The organism is Rhodoplanes azumiensis (genome assembly GCF_042682915.1).
Classification (GTDB): Bacteria; Pseudomonadota; Alphaproteobacteria; order Rhizobiales; family Xanthobacteraceae; genus Rhodoplanes; species Rhodoplanes azumiensis.
In genome coordinates, this window is sequence record NZ_JBHUIW010000027.1 from 32,577 (window position 1) to 52,702 (window position 20,126).

The window sequence follows — 20,126 nt, forward strand, 5'->3', positions numbered from 1 at the left end:
TCAGCGTCGCTGCGCGCGTCGGCCGCCGCGCGGCTCGCCGCGTGACGGCTTCCGCTTGGCGGCCGGCTTCTCCGGCAGCGGCGGCGGGCGCAGCCGCGGCAGCGGCAGCGCGGCGGCGCGCGCGACCGGATCGAGCTCGCGCGGCACCAGCAGAGCGAAGCGCCCGGGCGCGCGGATGCGGCCGGCGATCCGCCCGGCGTCGTCGCCGGAGCCGAAATAGAGATCGGCGCGTGCCGGCCCGGTGATGGCCGAGCCGGTGTCCTGGGCGATCATGGTGCGGCGGAACGGGTCGTTCGTGCGGTTGCCGATGATCGGCAGCTCGGCCGAGATGAAGAACGGCGTGCCGTAGACGTGCAGCACGCGATCGACCGCGATCGAGCGCCCGTCGGTGAGCGGAATGCCCTGGCCGCCGAGCGGCCCCTGGGTCACGTCGAGCCCGACGATGCGGAAGAACACGAAGGCGCGGTTCTGCCGACGCACCTCGGTCGCCTCGTCGGGGTTGGCGCGCATCCAGTCGCGGATGCGCGCCATCGACATCTCCTCGCGCGGGATGTGGCCACGCTCGATCAGCACGCGGCCGACCGGCGTGTAGGGAAAGCCGTTGTGGCCGTCGTAATTGACGCGCAGGAGCGTGCCGTCCTCCAGCCGCACCCGGGCCGAGCCCTGGATCTGGATGGTGAGGAGATCGGCCGGATCCTTCAGCCAGGCGAGCTCCAGGTGCCGGCCGGAGAGCGCCCCGTCCTCGATCTCGCCGCGGTCGTAATACGGCACGCTCGATCCGTCGGGGAGGACGCGGAACGCCTGGCCGCGGTTCGGGAACGGCTGGCCCGGCTTGGCGCCGGGCGCCACGAGGTCGGGCGGCCGGCGATACATCGGCACCTTGAAGATCTGCGTCGGGAAGCGCGAGCCGTCGACGATCGGCTCGTAATAGCCGGTGAGGAAGCCGGCCGGCTCGCCGATCCGACTGATGCGCAACGGCCGGAAATTCTGCTCGAAGAATTTTCGCGCCGCCTCGGAGCTTCCGGAGGTCGCACCGGGACGGTGGGCCACGGCCCGGCGGCACGGCCCCATCAGGGCGCGGCGCATCGGGCGCGGGTCGGCGGCGGGATCGCCGCGCAGCAGCGGCCGGCAGCTCGCCTTGAAGGTGGCGAGCGCGGCGGCCTGGTCGTCCTCGGTCCAGCCGGGAAGATCGGAAAAGTCGATCGGCTCGAGCTGCGCGTCCTCGACGACCAGCGGCATCTCGGGCGGCGGGCGGCCGTGGCCGCGAGTCTCGGGATCGTCTCGGCGGGCCGCCGGAGCGGCCGAGACGACGTCACCTGCCAGGCCGAGCGCACAGAGAAGCGCGACACCCAACGCGCGACCTCGACCGCACCGGATGCGGAGACGACGGGGCAAGAAGGCGACGGCGGTCATGGGGCGCCGTCGCGGCCGTCAATGGCCGGCCTCGGTGGCGACCAGCTTCCAGTTCGGATCGCGCGAGGAGACGTCGCGCGCGAAGGTCCACACGTCGGTGACCTCGGTGACCTTCTCGTCGGAGCCGTCGACCACGGCACCGGCACGGTCGCGCGTCACCGAGATGAGCTGCGAGACGAAGCGCAGCGTCACCTGGGCGATGCGGCCGCGCAGCTCGGCCGCGGAGATCTCGGCCGTGTCGATCGACACGAAGCGGGTCTCGGCGGTCTCGCCGCGGCTCTCGCGGTCCTTGATGGCCGCCTCGAAGCCGTCGAACACCTCCTTGGAGAGGAGGTTGCGCAGCGAGCGGCGATCCCCCTCGGCGAAGGCGGTGACGATCATCTCGTAGGCGGCGCGGGCGCCGGTGAGGAAGTGTTGCGGGTCGAAGCTGGTGTCGGCGGCAGCGATGGCGGCGAGCCCGGCGGCGACCGGCGAGCCCGGCGCCGCGATGCCCTTGAGACGGTCGGGCGACACCGCGACCGGTGCCTCGGCGGCCTCGATGGGCCGGGGTGCCGTCGGCGCGTCGCTGCGGGTCGGCAGGGTCACCACCTTGTCGTTGGTGTTGGCGCTGCTGCGGGTGGCGTCACGCGGGGCGGCCGCGTCGCGCGTCGAGAACGGGTCGTAGGGCGGCCGCTCGCGGCCGGTCCGCTGCCCCAATACGCTGCGCAGCCGCAGAAAGATGAACACGGCGAGCGCGAGAAAAATGATGGTATAGATGTCAAACACGTCTCGCACGCTCTCGCAGACGTTGCAGGGACTCGTAAGGACGGCGTGTGGCTAACAAGGGGTCGACCGGGCGAGTTCCGACCGGGTGGATGTCGAACGCGCGGGTGCCGACGCCCTGGCTGCCACGATCCGGGTTGCCATGATCTAGGTACGCTCGCGTTGCCGGTCCAGGGGCGGCACGGAAACCCGCCGCCGGTCCGGGGTTGTGGTTACCGGGTCGGAGACCGTCGAGCGGACGGCCTCTCCGGCCAGGTTGCTCTTCGGGTTGCTCTTCGGCGTCATGCGCCGCAGCGTATCGTCGACCCACGGGCATACCTCGGATTTGTGACTGCTTCCGGGTGCAAGATCAATGAAAATCGGCAAGTGGTTGGTGGCCGGCCTGGTGCTTCTCCCGCTCGCGGAGCTGATCGCCTTCCTGATCGTTTCGGCGTTCTTCGGCGTCTCCGGCGCGGCCGTGCTGCTGATCGCCGGCTCGGGGGCCGGGATCTTGATCCTGTATCGGAGAGGACCACGGTGGCTGCAGGATGTCCGCGACCTGCTGTCGGGGCGATTTGCCGCGCAGGGCAGCGAGCGGACCGTGCCGGCCATCCCGGCGCTCGCCGCCGTGCTGCTCGCGATCCCGGGCTTCCTCACCGACCTCGCCGCCCTCCTGGTGCTGGTTCCGTCGGTGCGGACCCGGCTCGACACCCTGCTCGGCACCGGCGGGCCACCGGGCGCGCCCGGCCCCGCCTTCACGCGCCGACGCCATCCGGGCGCCGGACCCGTCGTCGACCTCGCGCCGGACGAGTGGGAGGTGCTGCCCGAGCCGAAGCGGCGCCGCCGCAAGCGCCCCCACACGGAAGGCTGAACACGGCGGAAGACCGAACACTGTATCAGGATGATGACCGAAACCCGTCCGACGGCCGCGTCCCGGACCCGCCGGAGCCCGGCTTGTCGGGTCCGGCGGGCTGTGTTAGCCACGCGCCACCCGCCGGAACCGCCGGCGGCGACGGATTTTCGGCTCGAGGTCACGCGGGCGCCTGCTCGCGGTCAGGAGAGGTCATGGCCACCACCAACGGCGGCGACGCGGCCGCCCCGCAGGCGCAGCCCCAGGGGCCGTCGCTCAACGTGCTCGCGCAATACGTGAAGGATTTCTCGTTCGAGAATCCGAACGCGCCGCGCAGCCTCATGCAGCAGGGGCAACCGCCGCAGATCAGCGTGCAGGTCAACGTCAACACCACCCCGATGTCGAACACCGACTACGAGGTGGAGCTGAAGCTCGACGGCAAGGCCGAGGTCGGCGGCAACACGCTGTTCGGCTTCGAGCTCGTCTATGGCGGCGTGTTCCGGCTGCAGAACATCCCGCAGGACAACCTGCCGCCGCTCCTGATGATCGAGTGCCCGCGGCTCCTGTTCCCGTTCGCCCGCGAGATCGTCGCCAATGCGGTGATCAACGGCGGCTTCCCGCCTTTGCTGCTCGACCCGATCGACTTCGTCGGCCTGTTCCAGCAGCGCGTCGCGAACCTCCAGGCTCAGCAGGCCAGCGCCCAGGCCTGATCGCGCCGATCTTCGGCGTTCGAGCTTCGATGCCCGGCCTCGTGCCGGGCATCGTTGTCTGGTGGGGACGTTGCGCCGGGACTTGGCGCCCCGTCCTCATCCGGCCGCGCGCGTCTCCTCGGCCGCCTCCTCGGCCGCCGGCTCGGGGGCGGGCTCGGGGGCCGGCAGATAGTCCTTCCAGATCGCCTGGTCGCCGAGCGTGCCGACGAAGGCGCGGTGGGCGACGAGCTCGGCCGCGTCGAGGCGGGGCGCGAGCGGGGTCGGACGGGCGCGGACCTGCCGCACCGTCTCGCCGACCTCGACCGAGGCGACATCGGCACTGACGAGATCGAGCGAGACCTGCCGGGCCTCGATCAGCTCGAGATAGACCTCGGCCAGAAGCTCGGAATCGAGCAACGCGCCGTGCTTGACGCGGCGTGACGTGTCGATGCGGTAGCGCGCGCACAGATCGTCGAGCTTGTTCGAGGCGCCCGGGAATTTCCGCCGTGCGAGTTGCAGCGTGTCGACGATGCGGGTGCGCGGCAGGGCCGCGATGCCGCACCGCTCCAGCTCGGCATTGATGAAGCCGAGGTCGAACATCCCGTTGTGGGCGATCAGCGGCGCGTCGCCGATGAACGCGACGAACTCGTCGACGATGTCGGCGAACAGCGGCTTGTCGGCCAGAAACTCGGCCGACAGCCCGTGCACGGCGAACGCCTCGGCCGGCATGTCGCGCTGCGGGTTGAGGTATTTGTGGAACGTCCGGCCGGACGGCAGGCGGTTGACCAGCTCGATGCAGCCGATCTCGACCAGGCGGTCGCCCTTGAGGGGGTCGAGGCCGGTGGTCTCGGTGTCGAACACGATCTCGCGGATGGTCATCTGGCCTCGCGCTCACGCCGTCGTCTGGTCGGGCGGTCGCGATCGCGGTGCCCGACTGGGGAGGGCGGCCAGAATGGCACGGACTTGGGCGCGGGCGGAATCGAAGCCGCCGGAGCTGTCCACGACAAAATCGGCGCGCCGACGCTTCTCGGCGTCCGGCATCTGCTTGGCGAGGATGGCGGCGAACTTCTCCGCCGTCATGCCGGGCCGGCGCAGCACGCGGGCGCGTTGAAGGTCGGCCGGTGCCGAGACGACGACGACGTGATCGACGCGGGCGTCGCCGCCGGTCTCGAACAGCAGCGGAATGTCGAGCACCGCGACAGGCACGCCGGCAGCTCGCGCTTCGGCGAGGAACGCCTCCTCCTCGCGGCGGACCAGCGGGTGGACGATCGCCTCCAGCGTCTTCAGGGCGGCGGGATCGTTCAGCACGCGGGCCGCGAGCCTCGTTCGGTCGATCCGGCCGTCGACCGTGACGCCCGGAAACGCCGCCTCGACCGGCGCCACCGCGTCGCTTTCGTAGAGCCGATGGACCGCCGCGTCGGCGTCGTGCACGGGTACGCCCGCTTCGGCGAACATGCGGGCCGTCACCGACTTGCCCATGCCCACCGATCCGGTCAGCCCGATGATGCGCATCGTCGCGGTCATCGTCGCCCTCTTGGCCGCCCGTTGGCCGCCCCTTGGCCGGCTCGTCCGGCGCCGCCTCATCCGGCCAGGCAGCCCTCGCGGCGCAGGAAGGCGAGCAGAGCGAACAGCGGCAAGCCCAGAATGGTGAAATGGTCGCCGTCGATCCGCTCGAAAAGATGACTCCCCAACCCTTCGAGCTGATAGGCGCCGACGCTGGTCGTCACCGCGTCGCCCGCCGTGTCCAGATAGGCGTCGAGGAAGCGATCGGTGAGCCGCCGCATGGTGAGCCGCGCCGTCTCGACATGGCTGAAGATCACCCGCCCGTCCTTGGCGACGGCCACGGCCGAATGAAGCGCGTGGGTCTGGCCGCCGAGCGCCTTGAGCTGCTCGCGCGCGGTGTCGCGGCTGTCCGGCTTGTTGAAGCGGCGGTCACCGAGCGCCAGCGTCTGGTCGGCGCCGATCACGTAATGGCCGGGGAAGCGGGCCACGGCGACGCGGGCCTTCTCGCGCGCCAGCAGCAGCGCCGCCTGATCGGGCGCCACCGGGCCGCCGCGCGTCTCCACGGCGCGCTCGTCGATGTCGGCGTCCGTCACCTCGAGCGGAAAGCCGGCGGCCGCCAGGATGGCGCGTCGCACCGCGCTCTTCGAAGCGATCACCAGCGGTGTCGGGGAAAGCCAGAGCATCACGCGTCGTCCGTTACTCGCTGCCGAGCTGGCGGCGGCGCTCGGCGAGCAACGCCATCACGGCAGCGGCCGTCTCCTCGATCGAGCGACGCGTCACGTCGATCAGCGGCCAGCCGTTGCGGGCGCATAGGCGGCGCGAATAGGTGATCTCCTCGGAGACCGCCTCCTGGTCGATATATTGGTCGTCCTCCTGATGGGCCTTGAGGCCGAGCAGGCGATTCTGGCGGATCGCGACGATCCGTTCGGGGCTGGCGAACAGCCCGACCACCAGCGGTTTCTTGAGATCCTCGAGGCCGGGCGGCAGCGGCACGCCCGGCACCAGCGGAATGTTGGCGGTCTTGACGCCACGATTGGCGAGATAGATCGAGGTCGGCGTCTTCGACGTGCGTGACACCCCGACCAGCACGACCTCGGCGCGCTCCAGGTCGTCGGCCATCTGCCCGTCGTCGTGCATCATCGTGTAGTTGAGCGCATCGATGCGCTTGAAGTACTCGGCGTCGAGGGCGTGCTGGGCGCCGACCTTGGGGGTGGCTTCGGCGCCGAGATGAGACTCGAACAGCCGCAGCACCGGACCGAGGATCGACAGACAGGGCAGGCCGAGATCCCGGCACGTCGCCTCCAGCCGGTCGATCAGGGCCGCATCGAGCAGCGTGTAGAGGATGACGCCGGGCTCCTGCTCGATCTCGGCGAGCACATGGTCGAGCTGCTTGTTGGTCCGCACCGCCGGATAGACGTGCTCGACCGCCGACACCTGGGTGTACTGCGCCGTGGCGGCGCGCGCCACCGTGATCAGCGTCTCGCCGGTCGAGTCGGACACGAGATGCAGGTGGAAGAAGCTGGTCGGCTTGCTCATCGCGATCCAGGGACGGCGTTCGGGACGACTGTGGACGGCCGGGGAAAACCCCCCTCCGCCGCCACCGCCACCGGGTGGTGCGGCACGTCCCGGCCCGGCCCGGATCACATATTCACAAGACGGGAGAACGAGTCCCGGATTTATACGCCTTCAATGTGGAGAGCGGCAATGGTATCACCCCGGGCGGTCGATCGCACGGCCCAAGCCCCTCTGCGACAAAGACTCCCGGCGCTCGGCCGCGGGGTTGCCTCCGGACCCGGAACGGTGGATGACGGTGTGGACGAGGGTGGATGCCGTGTGGACACCCGAGTCGTGAGTCTTTTCCAGCCCCCAATAGACTCAACAATGAAGATTCACTTAATCTTTTGAATGAGCAGATGACCAGGCCCGATATGCCCAGCTCCGTCTCGACGACGACCCCGACCCGTAAGCTTCTCGACGTGTTGGCCGGCAAGAGGCAGGCGGTGCCTCCGGTCTGGATGATGCGTCAGGCCGGACGATACCTGCCCGAGTACCGGGCGACGCGCGAGCAGGCGGGGAGCTTCCTCGACCTCTGCTACAACCCGACGCTCGCCGCCGAGGTGACGTTCCAGCCGATCCGGCGCTTCGGTTTCGATGCGGCGATCCTGTTCTCCGACATCCTGGTGGTGCCGCACGCGCTCGGCCAGACGGTGCGATTCACGGCGGGCGAAGGCCCGCAGCTGGAGCCGGTGGTGACCGCCGAGACCGTCGGGCAGTATGCCGGCGCCTTCGACAAGACGAAGCTCGCCGCCGTGTTCGAGGCCGTCAAGCTGATCCGGGCCGGATTGCCGGCCGAGACGACCTTCCTGGGCTTCTGCGGCGCGCCGTGGACGGTCGCGACATACATGGTGGCCGGGCAAGGCACCCCGGATCAGGGGCCGGCACGGCTCCTCGCCTATCGGGATCCGAAGACCATGCAGACCCTGATCGACAGCCTGGTCGAGGCGTCGATCACCTACCTCGTCGAGCAGTTCCGCTGCGGTGTCGACGCCGTGCAGGTGTTCGACACCTGGGGCGGCATCCTGCCGCCCGCCGAGTTCGACCGCTGGGTGATCGATCCGGCGAAGCGCATCGTCGATGGTGTGCGGGCGCAGGTGCCGGGGGCGAAGATCATCGCCTTCCCGCGTGGGGCCGGAACTCAGCTCGAGCGCTTCGTCGACCGCGTGCCGGTCGACGCCGTCGGGCTCGACTGGACCATGGACCTTCGGTTCGCGCGCGAGCGCATCCAGAGTCGGGTGGCCGTGCAGGGCAATCTCGACCCGCTGCTGCTGGTCGCCGGCGGCGATGCGCTCGACCGCGGCGTCGATGCCGTCATGGAGGCGTTCCGAGACGGTCCGTTCATCTTCAATCTCGGCCACGGCATCACGCCGGAGGCGCCGATCGAGAACGTCGAGCGCATGCTGGCGCGGGTGCGCGGCCGTTGACCGACGGCGCCGGTCCGCGACGGGGCGAGCTCGCCTCGCCGAGCCGGCGCGTCCTTCGCGCCGTGATCGGGCTGTTGATCCCGGTCGCGGCTGCGGTCGGCCTGATCCTCCTGGTGCCGATCGATCTCTACGACTGGATGAAGGCGGCCCATCTCGTCACCGTGACGGCCTGGGTGGCCGGAATGCTGGCGCTGCCGCCGCTGTTCGCCCTGCATGTCGGGGCAGGGCCGGGTCCGGTGGCCGACATGCTCGGGCTGATCGAGCACCGCCTCATCCGGCATCTCGTCAATCCGGCCATGGTGGCGACATGGGGGTTCGGCGGCTGGCTGGTGTGGGAGGGCGGCTGGATCGCCAGCGGCTGGTTCCATGGCAAGCTCGCGCTCGTCATCCTGTTGTCGGCCGTGCACGGTAGCGTCTCGGCCGAGACCCGCCGGCTGGCCCGCCCCGGCGGCCTGGAAAAGGCCCGCAGCCGGCGCGGATTCTACATGGTTCTCAACGCCGTGGGGGTGTCGTCGGGGGTCGGGACCGTGATTCTGGTGATCGTGAAGCCCTTCTGAACGGCAACCTGCACGTCGTTTCACCAGGCAACGCTCTTGCGTGCCTCGCCCTCTTTACCTATGTTGGCGCCATCTCCCCGAACGCAGGCAGATGCAATCGATCAAGGCCCCCCGGGGCCGAAGCGCAGCATCGGGGCCCAGAGGCCTAAGCCCGTCTGCCCAAAGACCTGCGACATCTCCCTTCCAGCGACGAGCGGAATTGACCCGCCGATCCACAGGACAACCCGCATGCGGGAAATGAAGCTTCAGGATCTCAAGTCGAAGAGTCCGACCGAATTGCTGGCGTTCGCCGACGAGCACGAGGTCGAGAACGCCTCGACCATGCGCAAGCAAGAGCTGATGTTCGCCATCCTCAAGCAGCTCGCGCAGAAGGACGTCGAGATCATTGGTGAAGGCGTCGTCGAGGTGCTGCAGGACGGCTTCGGCTTTCTGCGCTCCCCGGAGGCCAATTATCTTCCCGGCCCGGACGACATCTACGTCTCTCCCTCGCAGATCCGCCGGTTCGGCCTGCGGACCGGCGACACCATCGAAGGTCAGATCAGGAGCCCGAAGGAAGGCGAACGCTACTTCGCGCTGCTCAAGGTCAACACGATCAATTTCGAGGATCCGGAGAAGGCGCGGCACAAGATCAACTTCGACAATCTGACGCCGCTCTATCCGGACGAGCGGCTGAAGATGGAGGTCGAGGATCCGACCAAGAAGGATCTGTCGGCCCGCGTCATCGACATCGTCGCGCCGATCGGCAAGGGTCAGCGCGCCCTGATCGTGTCACCGCCGCGCACCGGCAAGACGGTGCTCCTGCAGAACATCGCCCACGCCATCACGGCGAATCATCCCGAGTGCTATCTGATCGTTCTGCTGATCGACGAGCGCCCGGAAGAAGTGACCGACATGCAGCGTTCGGTGAAGGGCGAGGTGATCTCCTCGACCTTCGACGAGCCGGCCTCGCGTCACGTCCAGGTCGCCGAGATGGTGATCGAGAAGGCCAAGCGTCTGGTCGAGCATCAGCGCGACGTGGTGATCCTGCTCGATTCGATCACCCGCCTCGGCCGCGCCTACAACACCGTCGTTCCGTCCTCCGGCAAGGTGCTGACCGGCGGTGTCGACGCCAACGCTCTGCAGCGGCCGAAACGCTTCTTCGGCGCGGCACGCAACATCGAGGAGGGCGGCTCGCTGACCATCATCGCGACCGCGCTGATCGAGACCGGCAGCCGGATGGACGAGGTGATCTTCGAGGAGTTCAAAGGCACGGGTAACTCGGAGATCATTCTCGACCGCAAGGTCGCCGACAAGCGCACCTTCCCGGCCATCGACATCACGCGCTCGGGCACCCGCAAGGAAGAGCTGCTCACCGATAACCAGACGCTCAAGAAGATCTACGTCCTGCGCCGCATCCTCAATCCGATGGGCACCATGGACGCGATCGACTTCCTGCTCGACAAGCTGCGCAACACCAAGACCAACGGCGAGTTCTTCGACTCGATGAACACCTGAGGCGATGCGCGAGGTTCCGCAGCGGCTGGCCATCGGCGAGGCGCGCTGGCCCGAGGACCGAGCGCTGGTGGAGCGCCTGTTCCACGACTACGTCGCCTGGTCGGGCGACGCCTCGTCCCCCGAGACGATGGAGCGCGAAGCGTCCCGGCTGCCCGGGCGCTACGCCCGCCCGCACGGCTGCGTGCTGATCGCCCATGCCGGGCCGGATCCCGTCGGGGTCGCGGCCTATCGTCGGCGACGCAGCGGCGTCTGCGAGCTGACGCGGCTGTTCGTCCGTCCGGCGTTCCGCGGGCTGCGCATCGCCGAGGAGCTGGTGGCCGGCTTGGTGGACGCGGCGTCCGACGCCGGCTACCACGCCATGGTGCTGGAGGTCGGCGAGTCGATGACCATCGCCCGCGAGCTCTACGCTCTGTCCGGCTTCGTGCCGGACCGAAGCGGAGCGCCGTCGCGGCCCGGGCTCGTGGTGCTGCGACGCGTGCTCGGCCGGACCGGCCGGTCGGGCTGAGCGGGGCGGGGCCGTGTCACCTCAGGTGCGAGGCCGGGCGGTCGCCAGAACGCCCTGCAAGGCCTCGGGCGTCAGCACCGGACGGGAGCAGCGGCCGGCGAAGCACACGAAAGCGGCAGCCCCGGCGACCGTGGCGAATTTCTCTCTTGCCGGATGATTTGTCCTGAGACGGGATCCGTCACCGGCTTGGAGGAGAATACGCTCTGTGAACGGGAAGCGCTGCGCTGCACCAATGAGGGCAGCATTGTGCGGGGCTTGGCCGACCACCACGATCTCTGCTGCGCGAAGACGCAAGTCGAGGGCGTTCAGCAATCCCATATGGCCGAACAGGTTCGCGGCCGCGATGGGCAGGAGTCCGGCGAACAGCCGGTCGGCCCGCTCCCGAAAGGAGTCGTCGCCGGTCAGCACCGCGAGGCGCACGAGATTCTGAGCCGCAAGCCCGGTGTGGTTCGGGATGGCGTCGTCCTGGGTCGACGTCGGTCGGACGATCAGCCCCTCGGCATCGTCTGCCGTGAGGAAATAGCCGCCGGTGTCGGGATCGGCGTGGTGTTTTTCCAGCGCGGACTGCCAAGTCACGCCTTTGTCGAGGACATCCGGCTCGCCGGTGGCCTCGTGCAGGGCCAGGGCGGCGCGGATCATGGCGGCATGGTCGGAGGCCAGTCCGGGGAAGAGCAGGCGGCCGTCACGCCAGGAATGGCCGAGCCGACCGTCGCGGGTCATCGTCGCGGCGATGACGTCGAAGGCGCGGCGGGCGAGGGCGATCCAGCCCGGCTCGTCCAGGAGCGCGCCGGCATTGGCGAGCGCCGCGATGATCAGGCCGTTCCAGTCGGCCAGGATCTTGTCGTCGAGACCCGGCCGGACGCGACGTTCACGCGCTTTTAAGACGCGTTGACGCATTGCAAAAAGGCGACGTTCGAGATCGCCATCCAACGGACGCAAGGCAAAGTCCCGTCCGGTCCGGGTGCGGGCGTGCTCGTCGAGCAGCGCGAGGCGGTTCAGGATCGAGTGCCCTTCGAAGTTGCCGGCCGGGGTGACGTCGTAGATCCGAGCGAACAGCTCGGCGTCGTCACGGCCGACCGCAGCCGCGATCTCGTCCGGTCGCCAGACGTAGAACTTGCCCTCTTCGCCTTCGGAATCGGCGTCGAGCGAGGCCGCGAAGGCGCCCTCCGGCGTCGCCATCTCGCGCACCAGCCAGCCGACCGTCTCGGCCGCCCGTTGGCGGAACAGGGGATGGCCGGTACGGGCATGGGCGAGCGCCAACAGCTCGAGCAGCTGGGCGTTGTCGTAGAGCATCTTCTCGAAATGCGGCACCAGCCACCGATCGTCGACCGAGTAGCGCGAGAAGCCGCCGCCGAGATGGTCGTAGATGCCGCCCTCGCACATCCGCTCCAGCGACAGATTCACCAGATCGAAATAGACGTTGGTGCGGTGCAGCAGGTCTGCGCCGGTGTCGACCCGCTGGCCGGCCCGCCACAGCAGCTCGAGCAAGGCGGGTTGTGGGAACTTTGGTGCACCGCGAAGACCGCCATTGCCGATGTCGATCAGCCCGGCGACTTGGCGAGCGACCTGGTCGAGCTCCGCGACCCCGAGCGTCACGGCGGCGTCGGCGCGGGCGCGGGCCGCCAGGCGCCCCATCAGGGCCTTGCGATTGTGGTCGATGCGCTCCGGCTCCTCCCGAAACAGCCGTGCAACTTCCTGCAAGACTTCGGGAAAACCGGGACGCCCGTAGCGTGAGGCGGGGGGAAAGTAGGTGCCGCCCCACACCGGCTCGCCATCCGGGGTGAGGAACATGGTCAGCGGCCAGCCGCCCTGCTCGCCGAGATGGTGCAGTGCACCCATGTAGATCTGGTCGATGTCGGGTCGCTCCTCGCGGTCGACCTTGATGTTCACGAACAGGTCGTTCATCAGCGCCGCGATCGCCGGGTTCTCGAAGCTCTCGTGCGCCATCACGTGGCACCAGTGGCAGGCCGCGTAGCCGACCGAGAGGAGGATCGGCTTGCCGGTCCGCTTCGCCTCCGAAAGAGCCTCCGAACCCCACGGCCACCAGTCGACCGGATTGTGCCGGTGCTGCAGCAGATAGGGGCTGGTCTCGTGGGCCAGGCGGTTCTCACGCGCTTCGTGCGCGGTGCGGTCTGAGGCAGGGGTGTCCATCGGGGCTCCGGGGGTTTTCGGCATAGTGGCGAAGAACCGCCGAGCCGGCGAGGGGTGCCGGTGCCGCGGGGAAAGGAACCGATAAGGGTCAGTCGGCGAGACCGAGGAAGGTGGCGAGCGCCTGGTTCAGGGTGACCAGGCTCGAGCGGTCGAGACGACCGATCCGGTATCCGAGCTTCGTGGTCGGCACGGTGACGATCTTGTCGACCATGGCCCAGGAGTCGACGAGCAGGCCTGAGTCAGCCGATGCGGCGACTTTGAAGCGGACAAAGGTGAGGGGAGCGTCCGAGCGCGTGAGGGGACAGATGGTGACGGATGCGGTTCGGTCGAAGCGGTCGCTCTGGACGATGATGGCGGGTCGGGGCTTGCCGGTGTAACCGGTCCCGGCCGCGACGGTCCAGATGTCGCCCCGCCTCACCGGGCCGTCTCGGGACGGCGCCACCAGTCATCCTCGGGATCGGTCGGGGTTCCGCAGTCGTCGGAATCCGGGTCCGCGAGCCACGACACGGCGTCGACGAAGGCCTGGTCCTCTGCTTCTGTCGGATGGGCCGCGAGCGCGGCGGATTCGGCGCGGGCGCGGGTCGTGAAGACCTCGGCGCGCGTGTCCGGAACCCAAAGCTGGACGAGTCGGTATCCCTTCGCACGCATGCGGCGGCGGTGTGCTCCGACCTTTTCGCGGGATGACGGCGGGTTGCCGGGCGCGGAGGCGGGTTCGGCGGTCCGAACAGACTTGCGGCGGAGCTCGGAGTCGCGCTTCGTCGGGGTTCTGGGCACGCCGGGACTCCTCGGTTACATGTAACTTTACCCGAACGGGGCGAGGGACGCAAAAGGCGAGCGAAGGATGCAGAGCCATGACACCGTCTTCGCCCTCTCCTCGGGCCGGCCGCCGGCGGCGATCGCCGTCGTGCGGGTCTCGGGGCCGCAGACAGCCGACGCGCTCGCGGCGCTGATCGGGCGGGTGCCCAAGGCCCGGCATGCGACGCTCGCCACGGTGCGGGAGCCGGCGAGCCGGGAGGCGATCGATCAGGCCGTGGTGCTGTGGTTTCCGGGACCGGGCAGCGAGACGGGCGAGGATACGGCGGAATTCCAGCTCCATGGCGGCCGCGCCGTGATCGCCGCCGTGCTGAAGGCGCTCGCGTCCGTCCCGGGCTGCCGTATGGCGGAGCCCGGCGAGTTCACGCGGCGGGCGTTCCACAAGGGCAAGCTCGACTTGACCCGGGTCGAAGGGCTCGCCGACCTGATCGCGGCCGACACCGACGCGCAACGCCGGCAGGCGCTGAGCCACCTCAAAGGTCTGCTCGGGGACCGGGCGGAGGGATGGCGGCGCCGGCTGATCGAGGCACAGGCCCTGGTCGAGGCCGGTCTCGACTTTTCGGACGAGGGGGATGTGCCGGCCGGACTGCTGGCGCCGGCGCTGGCGCAGGTGACGGTGTTGCGCGACGAGATTCGTCGCGCACTGGAGGACGGGGGGCGGGGCGAGCGGTTGCGCGATGGATTCGTCGTCGCGATCGCGGGGCCGCCCAATGCGGGCAAGTCGAGCCTGCTGAACCGGATCGTCCGCCGCGAAGCGGCGATCGTGTCGCCGATCCCGGGCACGACCCGGGATGTCGTCGAAGTGCATCTCGACCTCCGCGGGCAGCCCGTGACACTGCTCGACACCGCAGGGCTGCGCGACACCGACGATCCGGTCGAGCAGGAGGGGGTTCGGCGGGCGCGTGAGCGGGCGGGCGGGGCCGATCTGGTGCTGTGGGTGCAGGACGCGCAGGATCGTACAGAAGTCCCACCCGAGGATATTCGGCATCGCGCCTGGACGGTATCGACCAAGATCGATCTGGCCGGCGCAAGAGGGCCGGCCGAATCCAGGATCGCCGGGAGGCAGTTCTTCACCTCTGCGGTTACGGGCGACGGGATTCCCGAGCTGCTGGCGGCCCTTCAAGCCGAGGCCGAAGCGCAAGTCGGGGTCGGCGAGCCGGCTTTGGTCGTCCGGGCTCGGCATCGGGTGGCCTTGGAGGAGACCGCCGCGGCGCTCGACCGGGCGCTCGCGCAGCGAACCGGCAGCGACGAGCTGGTGGCCGAGGATCTGCGCCTTGCGGCGCGGTCGCTCGGGCGGCTGGTCGGTCGGGTCGACGTCGAGGACATCCTCGACGTCATCTTTCGTGATTTCTGCATCGGCAAATGATAGATGCGCGGGACGGCGCCGCATTTTAGCCGCCGGGTTTCGCGTGTTTCACGTGAAACACCGCCCTCAACCCCCGACCCGACCATGGAAACACGCTTCGACGTCATCGTGATCGGAGGCGGACATGCCGGCTGCGAGGCGGCCGCGGCCGCCGCCCGCATGGGCGCCCGCACGGCGCTGGTGACCCATCGGTTCGCGACCATCGGGGCCATGTCGTGCAATCCGGCCATCGGCGGGCTCGGCAAGGGCCATCTGGTCCGTGAGGTCGATGCGCTCGACGGCCTGATGGGTCGTGTCGCCGACCAGGGCGGGATACAGTTCCGGGTTCTGAACCGCCGCAAGGGACCGGCCGTGCGCGGCCCGCGCTGTCAGGCCGACCGCGCGCTCTATGCGGCCGCCATGCAGGTCGCGATCCGGGCGACCAGAAACCTCTCGGTCATCGAGGGCGAGGCCGATGATCTCCTGGTCCGCGACGGCCGGGTGATCGGGGTCCGCCTGGCCGATGGGCGGGAATTCGGCGCCGGGGCCGTGGTCGTGACCACCGGCACGTTCCTGCGCGGCCTCGTTCATATCGGCGAACGGACCATTCCGGCAGGGCGCGTCGGCGAGGCGCCGGCGCTCGGCCTGTCCGGGGCGCTCGAACGCGCCGGGTTGACGCTCGGGCGCCTCAAGACCGGCACGCCGCCGCGACTCGACGGCCGCACGATCGACTGGGCCGCGTTGGAGCGCCAGCCCGGCGACGATCCGGCGGAGCCGTTCTCCGTGCTCACGGACCGGATCGACACGCCCCAGATCGAATGCGGGATCACCCGCACCGTGGACGCGACGCATGCGGTGATCCGGGCCAACGTCCATCGCTCGCCGATGTATTCCGGGCAGATCGCCAGCCGTGGCCCGCGCTACTGCCCGTCGATCGAGGACAAGATCGTCCGGTTCGGCGAACGGGACGGGCACCAGATCTTCCTGGAGCCGGAGGGGCTCGACACCGACACGGTCTATCCGAACGGGATCTCCACGTCGCTGCCCGAGGAGATCCAGGCGGCGCTCGTCGCGACCATTCCCGGGTTGGAGCGAGCCGTCATCACGCGGCCCGGCTACGCGATCGAGTACGACCACGTCGACCCGCGCGAGCTGACGCCGGCGCTGGAGACCCAGCGCCTCGCCGGGCTTTTTCTCGCCGGGCAGATCAACGGTACGACGGGTTACGAGGAGGCGGCGGGTCAGGGCCTCGTCGCCGGGCTCAACGCCGCGGCGCGGGCGGGCGGTGGCGCCGCGATCGTGTTCGACCGTGCCGAGAGCTATCTCGGCGTGATGATCGACGACCTGGTCACCCGCGGGGTGTCCGAGCCGTACCGGATGTTCACGTCGCGGGCCGAGTACCGGTTGACGCTGCGGGCAGACAATGCGGACCAGCGCCTCACCGACCGCGGGATCGCGCTCGGATGCGTCGGGCCCGAGCGCACGGCCCGGCATCGCGCCAAGATGGCGGCGCTGGACGCCGCGCGCGACCTTGCGCGATCCCTGTCGGTCACGCCGACCGAGGCCGCGCGGCACGGTCTGGCCCTGCGCAAGGACGGTCAGCGCCGCAGCGCCTTCGATCTGTTGTCCTACCCGGAGATCGGGCTCGCCGACGTCGCCCGGATCTGGCCCGCGCTTTCCGCGCTCGCTCCTGCGATCGGCGAGCAGTTGGAGATCGACGCCAAATATGCCGTCTATCTCGATCGCCAGACCGCCGACATCGCAGCGTTCCGGCGTGACGAGGGCGTTTCGATCCCGCCCGACCTCGACTACGCGGCCGTGACCGGGCTTTCGAACGAGGTCCGGACGAAGTTCTCGGCCGCACGTCCCGCGACCCTCGGCCAGGCCGGCCGCATCGACGGCGTCACGCCGGCGGCCCTGATGCTGCTCGCGGCCCATCTCCGGCGGCCCGGCCGCGGACGGACCGGGACGGGGCAGGGGTGATGCCCGTTTCCGCCGAGCACACCATCAATCCTCGTGGTGAGGAGCGGCCGAAGACCGCGTCTCGAACCATAAGGCCATCGTGGGTCGTCTGTGCTGGATCGGCTCCCCATCCGAGGGGCTGTCGACCCTGGCCTCGTGGTTCGAGGTCCGCTGCGCGGGCGCCTCACCATGAGCGGTCAGGCCCGCGCCCGTGGGGACGCCGGTGCGGGCCCGCTTTCTCCCGTCACTTCGAGGGGCTCGACCGCAGGTCGAGCCTCGAAGGGCGACGGCCCCGGCAAGCAGCTCGTGGGCACGGTCCATGAAACCTGCCAAGACGCTCCCGGCCATCGACCCGGCCGATCGCGCCGCCGCTCTCGCGCTGACGCCCGTTTCACGTGAAACAGCGGCGCGACTCGATCGCTTCGTCGAGTTGCTGCTCGCCCGGCAGGCCATCATGAACCTGATGGCGCCGTCGACGATCCCGACCCTGTGGACCCGGCACATCGCCGACTCGCTGCAGCTTCTTCGCCTGATCCGACCGGATGCCCGGATCTTCGTCGACCTCGGATCGGGCGGGGGCTTCCCCGGCCTGGTGCTCGCCTGCGCCCTCGCGGATCGCGCGGGCGCTGCCTTTCACCTGGTCGAGGCGACGCGGAAGAAGGCGGCCTTCCTGCGCGACGTCGCCGCGGATCTCGAACTTCCGGTCACGGTCCACGCCGAACGGATCGAGGACTTCGATCGAAAAAAGCCGGTCGTCCCCGATATCACCACGGCGCGGGCGCTCGCGCCGCTTCCGGTTTTGCTCGGCTACGTTTATCCTTTGTTGACCAAGACAGGGTGCGCCTTGCTCGCCAAGGGTCAAGATGTAGAGGCCGAATTGACCCAGGCATCTAAATCTTGGAGGATCACGGCCGACCTCGTTCCGAGCGTGACCAGCCCGGAGGGTCGGATCGTCGTCGTCCGCGGCCTCGAGCGCGCTCGATGACCCGACCGATGGACCCGCCCCGTTGCCGCCGCACGGCCCGTGCCGGCGCTCGACCGGTCCGAACCGAAAGCCACTGACATGTCCGACCAACGTCCCGGCGACGCGATGCCGATCCCGCATGCGGGTCCGCCGCCGCGCCCGCGTGTGCTCGCCATCGCCAACCAGAAGGGCGGGGTCGGCAAGACCACCACGGCCATCAATCTCGGCACCGCCCTCGCCGCCACGGGCGAGGAGGTGCTGGTCATCGACCTCGATCCGCAGGGCAACGCCTCGACCGGGCTCGGCATCGACCACAAGAGCCGCGAGGTCTCGACCTACGACGTGCTGGCCGGCGGCGCGACCTTGCGCGAGATCGTGCGGCCGACCGCGGTGCCGCGCCTCGCGATCGCGCCCTCGACCCTCGACCTCGCCGGCCTCGAGCTGGAGATCGGCCAGGAGCGCGACCGCTCGTTCCGGCTGCGCGAGGCGATCACGGCCCTCAACGCGGATCCGACCGAGCCGCCCTACACCTATGTGCTGGTCGACTGCCCGCCCTCGCTCAACCTGCTCACCATCAACGCCATGGCGGCGGCGGACGCGATCCTGGTGCCGCTGCAGTGCGAGTTCTTCGCCCTCGAAGGTCTGTCGCAGCTCCTCAAGACGGTCGAGCAGGTGCGCTCCGCCCTCAACCCCGCGCTGACCATCCACGGCATCGTGCTGACCATGTACGACGCCCGCAACAATCTCTCCGGCCAGGTGGTCGAGGACGTGCGCGCCTTCATGGGCGAGAAGGTCTACGACACCGTGATCCCGCGCAACGTGCGGGTGTCGGAGGCGCCGTCCTACGGCAAGCCGGTCCTGGTCTACGATCTCAAATGCGCCGGCAGCGAGGCCTATCTGCGCCTCGCCACCGAGGTGATCCAGCGCGAGAAGGCGCTCGTCCGCCCGCTCGCCGGCTGAGCCGCCGTCTCGTCATTTCACATACAAAGTATATCGAGTACCCCGGGAGACCAGAATGGCCGAAGACGCCCCGCGATCGCGACTGGGACGCGGGCTCGCCGCGCTGATCGGCGACGTCGAGCCGTCACAGGCGGGCGGTCCCGCCGCGGCCCGCGCCCGTCCCGGCGCGCCGGCTGCCGCGGCCGAGCCGCCGCGCCCCGGCCGCAAGGTGCCGATCGCCTTCATCCGGGCGAACCCGAGAAACCCGCGCCGCAGCTTCGCCGAGGCCGAGCTCGCCGAGCTCGCCGACTCGATCAAGGCGCACGGGCTGATCCAGCCGATCGTCGTGCGCGCCGTGAAGGACGCGGCCGACGCCTACGAGATCATCGCCGGCGAACGCCGCTGGCGCGCCGCGCAGCGCGCCGCCCTGCACGAGGTACCGGTCGTCGTCCTCGACGTGACCGACGGCGAGGCGCTCGAGCTCGCCATCATCGAGAACGTGCAACGCGCCGATCTCGACCCGATGGAAGAGGCGGCCGGCTATCAGGCGCTGATCGACAACTACGGCTACGTCCAGGACGACGTGGCGAAGACGGTCGGCAAGAGCCGCAGCCACGTCGCCAACACGCTGCGACTCCTGAAGCTGCCGGAGTCCGTCAAGGCGCTGGTCTCGGCCGGCGAGCTCACCGCCGGCCACGCCAAGATGCTGGTCGGCGAGCCGGACGCCGAGGCGCTGGCGAAGCGGATCGTCGCGCAGGGCCTCAACGTGCGCCAGGTCGAGGCGCTGGTCCGCAAGGACACCGGCGGGCCCCGCCCGGGGCCGAAGCCGAAGACGCCGGCGAAGCCCAAGGACGCCGACACGCGGGCGTTGGAGAAGCGCCTCTCCGACGCGCTCGGCCTCACCGTGTCGATCGACCACAAGGGCGAGGCCGGCACGCTGCACATCCACTACCGCGACCTCGATCAGCTCGACGACGTGACCCGCCGGCTCGAAGCCGGCTGAGGGTCGGGGCGCGCGATCGAAGCCGAGGCGGCTCCCGTCCGCCCGGCGAAGCGCCGCTCATGATAAATCACATGTGATCGCGCAAATCGCGTATTTCTGATCGCCACAACCGCGATCAAGGCTAAACTGTGGCATCACACGTCGGCGGCGGGGCGGCAAAACGCCGGCCGCGGGCGCGAGGCTATCCCCGCGCAGGGCGGACCGGCTCGGCTGGCC

Annotated in this window: 20 protein-coding genes; 11 read left to right on the plus strand and 9 right to left on the minus strand. The window is 69.5% G+C overall.

The window, feature by feature from the left end; translation table 11 throughout:
- The gene (mltA, locus tag ACFSOX_RS19640; protein WP_378479517.1) at positions 1–1,353 is read right to left on the minus strand and encodes a murein transglycosylase A; all 1,353 of its coding nucleotides are present in this window, start codon (positions 1,351–1,353) and stop codon (positions 1–3) included.
- Positions 1,354–1,431: 78 nt separating this feature from the next.
- Positions 1,432–2,178, minus strand: a complete 747-nt coding sequence (locus ACFSOX_RS19645; RefSeq protein ID WP_378479518.1) for a Tim44/TimA family putative adaptor protein — start codon at positions 2,176–2,178, stop codon at positions 1,432–1,434.
- A 349-nt stretch (positions 2,179–2,527) separates the two neighbouring features.
- Here ACFSOX_RS19645 and ACFSOX_RS19650 point away from each other — a divergent pair, with 349 nt between their 5' ends.
- Positions 2,528–3,025: an FxsA family protein gene (locus ACFSOX_RS19650; RefSeq protein WP_378479519.1), complete on the plus strand. Its 498-nt coding sequence runs from the start codon at positions 2,528–2,530 to the stop codon at positions 3,023–3,025.
- A gap of 194 nt (positions 3,026–3,219) precedes the next feature.
- A complete protein-coding gene (gene secB / locus ACFSOX_RS19655) occupies positions 3,220–3,714 on the plus strand; it encodes a protein-export chaperone SecB (RefSeq protein ID WP_378479520.1) in 495 nt (164 codons plus the stop codon).
- A 96-nt stretch (positions 3,715–3,810) separates the two neighbouring features.
- Here the strand turns inward: secB and dnaQ are convergent, their stop codons facing one another.
- The 4 genes from dnaQ to ACFSOX_RS19675 form a co-directional block, all read right to left on the minus strand.
- Positions 3,811–4,566 carry a DNA polymerase III subunit epsilon gene (gene dnaQ / locus ACFSOX_RS19660; protein WP_378479560.1) on the minus strand — a complete coding sequence of 252 codons (756 nt, stop codon included), beginning with the start codon at positions 4,564–4,566 and terminating at the stop codon, positions 3,811–3,813.
- Between the two features lie 18 nt (positions 4,567–4,584).
- Positions 4,585–5,205, minus strand: a complete 621-nt coding sequence (gene coaE, locus ACFSOX_RS19665; protein ID WP_378479561.1) for a dephospho-CoA kinase — start codon at positions 5,203–5,205, stop codon at positions 4,585–4,587.
- A 68-nt stretch (positions 5,206–5,273) separates the two neighbouring features.
- Positions 5,274–5,879, minus strand: coding sequence for a Maf family protein (locus ACFSOX_RS19670; protein ID WP_378479521.1), 606 nt, complete (start codon positions 5,877–5,879; stop codon positions 5,274–5,276).
- Between the two features lie 13 nt (positions 5,880–5,892).
- Entirely contained in the window at positions 5,893–6,732 is an 840-nt protein-coding gene (locus tag ACFSOX_RS19675; protein WP_378479522.1) for a pyruvate, water dikinase regulatory protein, read from the minus strand.
- 377 nt (positions 6,733–7,109) lie between these two features.
- On the opposite strand from ACFSOX_RS19675, the gene hemE reads away from it, so the two are divergent.
- From hemE to ACFSOX_RS19695, 4 genes are all read left to right on the plus strand, one after another.
- On the plus strand, positions 7,110–8,177 hold the full coding sequence (gene hemE / locus ACFSOX_RS19680) for a uroporphyrinogen decarboxylase (protein WP_378479523.1): 1,068 nt from the start codon (positions 7,110–7,112) through the stop codon (positions 8,175–8,177).
- Complete coding sequence (locus tag ACFSOX_RS19685) at positions 8,174–8,734, plus strand: CopD family protein (protein ID WP_378479524.1); 561 nt, start codon at positions 8,174–8,176, stop codon at positions 8,732–8,734. Before hemE ends, ACFSOX_RS19685 begins: the two co-directional genes overlap by 4 nt.
- Before the next feature lie 228 nt (positions 8,735–8,962).
- Positions 8,963–10,228 carry a transcription termination factor Rho gene (gene rho, locus ACFSOX_RS19690; protein WP_378479525.1) on the plus strand — a complete coding sequence of 422 codons (1,266 nt, stop codon included), beginning with the start codon at positions 8,963–8,965 and terminating at the stop codon, positions 10,226–10,228.
- Between the two features lie 4 nt (positions 10,229–10,232).
- Positions 10,233–10,733: a GNAT family N-acetyltransferase gene (locus tag ACFSOX_RS19695; RefSeq protein WP_378479526.1), complete on the plus strand. Its 501-nt coding sequence runs from the start codon at positions 10,233–10,235 to the stop codon at positions 10,731–10,733.
- A 21-nt stretch (positions 10,734–10,754) separates the two neighbouring features.
- Here ACFSOX_RS19695 and ACFSOX_RS19700 read toward each other — a convergent pair whose 3' ends face one another.
- The 3 genes from ACFSOX_RS19700 to ACFSOX_RS19710 form a co-directional block, all read right to left on the minus strand.
- On the minus strand, positions 10,755–12,884 hold the full coding sequence (locus tag ACFSOX_RS19700; RefSeq protein WP_378479527.1) for a thioredoxin domain-containing protein: 2,130 nt from the start codon (positions 12,882–12,884) through the stop codon (positions 10,755–10,757).
- Positions 12,885–12,972: 88 nt separating this feature from the next.
- Positions 12,973–13,326, minus strand: a complete 354-nt coding sequence (locus tag ACFSOX_RS19705; RefSeq protein WP_378479528.1) for a type II toxin-antitoxin system PemK/MazF family toxin — start codon at positions 13,324–13,326, stop codon at positions 12,973–12,975.
- Positions 13,299–13,658 (minus strand): antitoxin MazE-like protein, encoded by a 360-nt coding sequence (locus ACFSOX_RS19710; protein WP_378479529.1) that lies wholly within the window; start codon positions 13,656–13,658, stop codon positions 13,299–13,301. The genes ACFSOX_RS19705 and ACFSOX_RS19710 overlap by 28 nt, the downstream gene beginning before the upstream one ends.
- Before the next feature lie 67 nt (positions 13,659–13,725).
- Here ACFSOX_RS19710 and mnmE point away from each other — a divergent pair, with 67 nt between their 5' ends.
- The 5 genes from mnmE (at position 13,726) to ACFSOX_RS19735 (ending at position 19,910) form a co-directional block, all read left to right on the plus strand.
- On the plus strand, positions 13,726–15,063 hold the full coding sequence (mnmE, locus tag ACFSOX_RS19715; RefSeq protein ID WP_378479530.1) for a tRNA uridine-5-carboxymethylaminomethyl(34) synthesis GTPase MnmE: 1,338 nt from the start codon (positions 13,726–13,728) through the stop codon (positions 15,061–15,063).
- 84 nt (positions 15,064–15,147) lie between these two features.
- The gene (gene mnmG / locus ACFSOX_RS19720) at positions 15,148–17,025 is read left to right on the plus strand and encodes a tRNA uridine-5-carboxymethylaminomethyl(34) synthesis enzyme MnmG (protein ID WP_378479531.1); all 1,878 of its coding nucleotides are present in this window, start codon (positions 15,148–15,150) and stop codon (positions 17,023–17,025) included.
- Positions 17,026–17,323: 298 nt separating this feature from the next.
- Positions 17,324–17,989 (plus strand): 16S rRNA (guanine(527)-N(7))-methyltransferase RsmG, encoded by a 666-nt coding sequence (gene rsmG / locus ACFSOX_RS19725; protein WP_378479562.1) that lies wholly within the window; start codon positions 17,324–17,326, stop codon positions 17,987–17,989.
- Positions 17,990–18,067: 78 nt separating this feature from the next.
- Complete coding sequence (locus ACFSOX_RS19730; protein ID WP_378479532.1) at positions 18,068–18,928, plus strand: ParA family protein; 861 nt, start codon at positions 18,068–18,070, stop codon at positions 18,926–18,928.
- A gap of 55 nt (positions 18,929–18,983) precedes the next feature.
- On the plus strand, positions 18,984–19,910 hold the full coding sequence (locus ACFSOX_RS19735) for a ParB/RepB/Spo0J family partition protein (RefSeq protein ID WP_378479533.1): 927 nt from the start codon (positions 18,984–18,986) through the stop codon (positions 19,908–19,910).
- Positions 19,911–20,126 lie beyond the last annotated feature (216 nt).

What these genes read in the sequence shown, in the direction of transcription:
- ACFSOX_RS19650 (WP_378479519.1), top strand. Translation starts at nt 2,528, where the DNA reads ATGAAAATCGGCAAGTGGTTGGTGGCCGGCCTGGTGCTTCTCCCGCTC.
- secB (WP_378479520.1), top strand. Translation starts at nt 3,220, where the DNA reads ATGGCCACCACCAACGGCGGCGACGCGGCCGCCCCGCAGGCGCAGCCC.
- coaE (WP_378479561.1), bottom strand. Translation starts at nt 5,205, where the DNA reads ATGCGCATCATCGGGCTGACCGGATCGGTGGGCATGGGCAAGTCGGTG.
- ACFSOX_RS19670 (WP_378479521.1), bottom strand. Translation starts at nt 5,879, where the DNA reads ATGCTCTGGCTTTCCCCGACACCGCTGGTGATCGCTTCGAAGAGCGCG.
- ACFSOX_RS19675 (WP_378479522.1), bottom strand. Translation starts at nt 6,732, where the DNA reads ATGAGCAAGCCGACCAGCTTCTTCCACCTGCATCTCGTGTCCGACTCG.
- hemE (WP_378479523.1), top strand. Translation starts at nt 7,110, where the DNA reads ATGACCAGGCCCGATATGCCCAGCTCCGTCTCGACGACGACCCCGACC.
- rho (WP_378479525.1), top strand. Translation starts at nt 8,963, where the DNA reads ATGCGGGAAATGAAGCTTCAGGATCTCAAGTCGAAGAGTCCGACCGAA.
- ACFSOX_RS19695 (WP_378479526.1), top strand. Translation starts at nt 10,233, where the DNA reads ATGCGCGAGGTTCCGCAGCGGCTGGCCATCGGCGAGGCGCGCTGGCCC.
- ACFSOX_RS19700 (WP_378479527.1), bottom strand. Translation starts at nt 12,884, where the DNA reads ATGGACACCCCTGCCTCAGACCGCACCGCGCACGAAGCGCGTGAGAAC.
- mnmE (WP_378479530.1), top strand. Translation starts at nt 13,726, where the DNA reads ATGCAGAGCCATGACACCGTCTTCGCCCTCTCCTCGGGCCGGCCGCCG.
- mnmG (WP_378479531.1), top strand. Translation starts at nt 15,148, where the DNA reads ATGGAAACACGCTTCGACGTCATCGTGATCGGAGGCGGACATGCCGGC.
- rsmG (WP_378479562.1), top strand. Translation starts at nt 17,324, where the DNA reads ATGAAACCTGCCAAGACGCTCCCGGCCATCGACCCGGCCGATCGCGCC.
- ACFSOX_RS19730 (WP_378479532.1), top strand. Translation starts at nt 18,068, where the DNA reads ATGTCCGACCAACGTCCCGGCGACGCGATGCCGATCCCGCATGCGGGT.
- ACFSOX_RS19735 (WP_378479533.1), top strand. Translation starts at nt 18,984, where the DNA reads ATGGCCGAAGACGCCCCGCGATCGCGACTGGGACGCGGGCTCGCCGCG.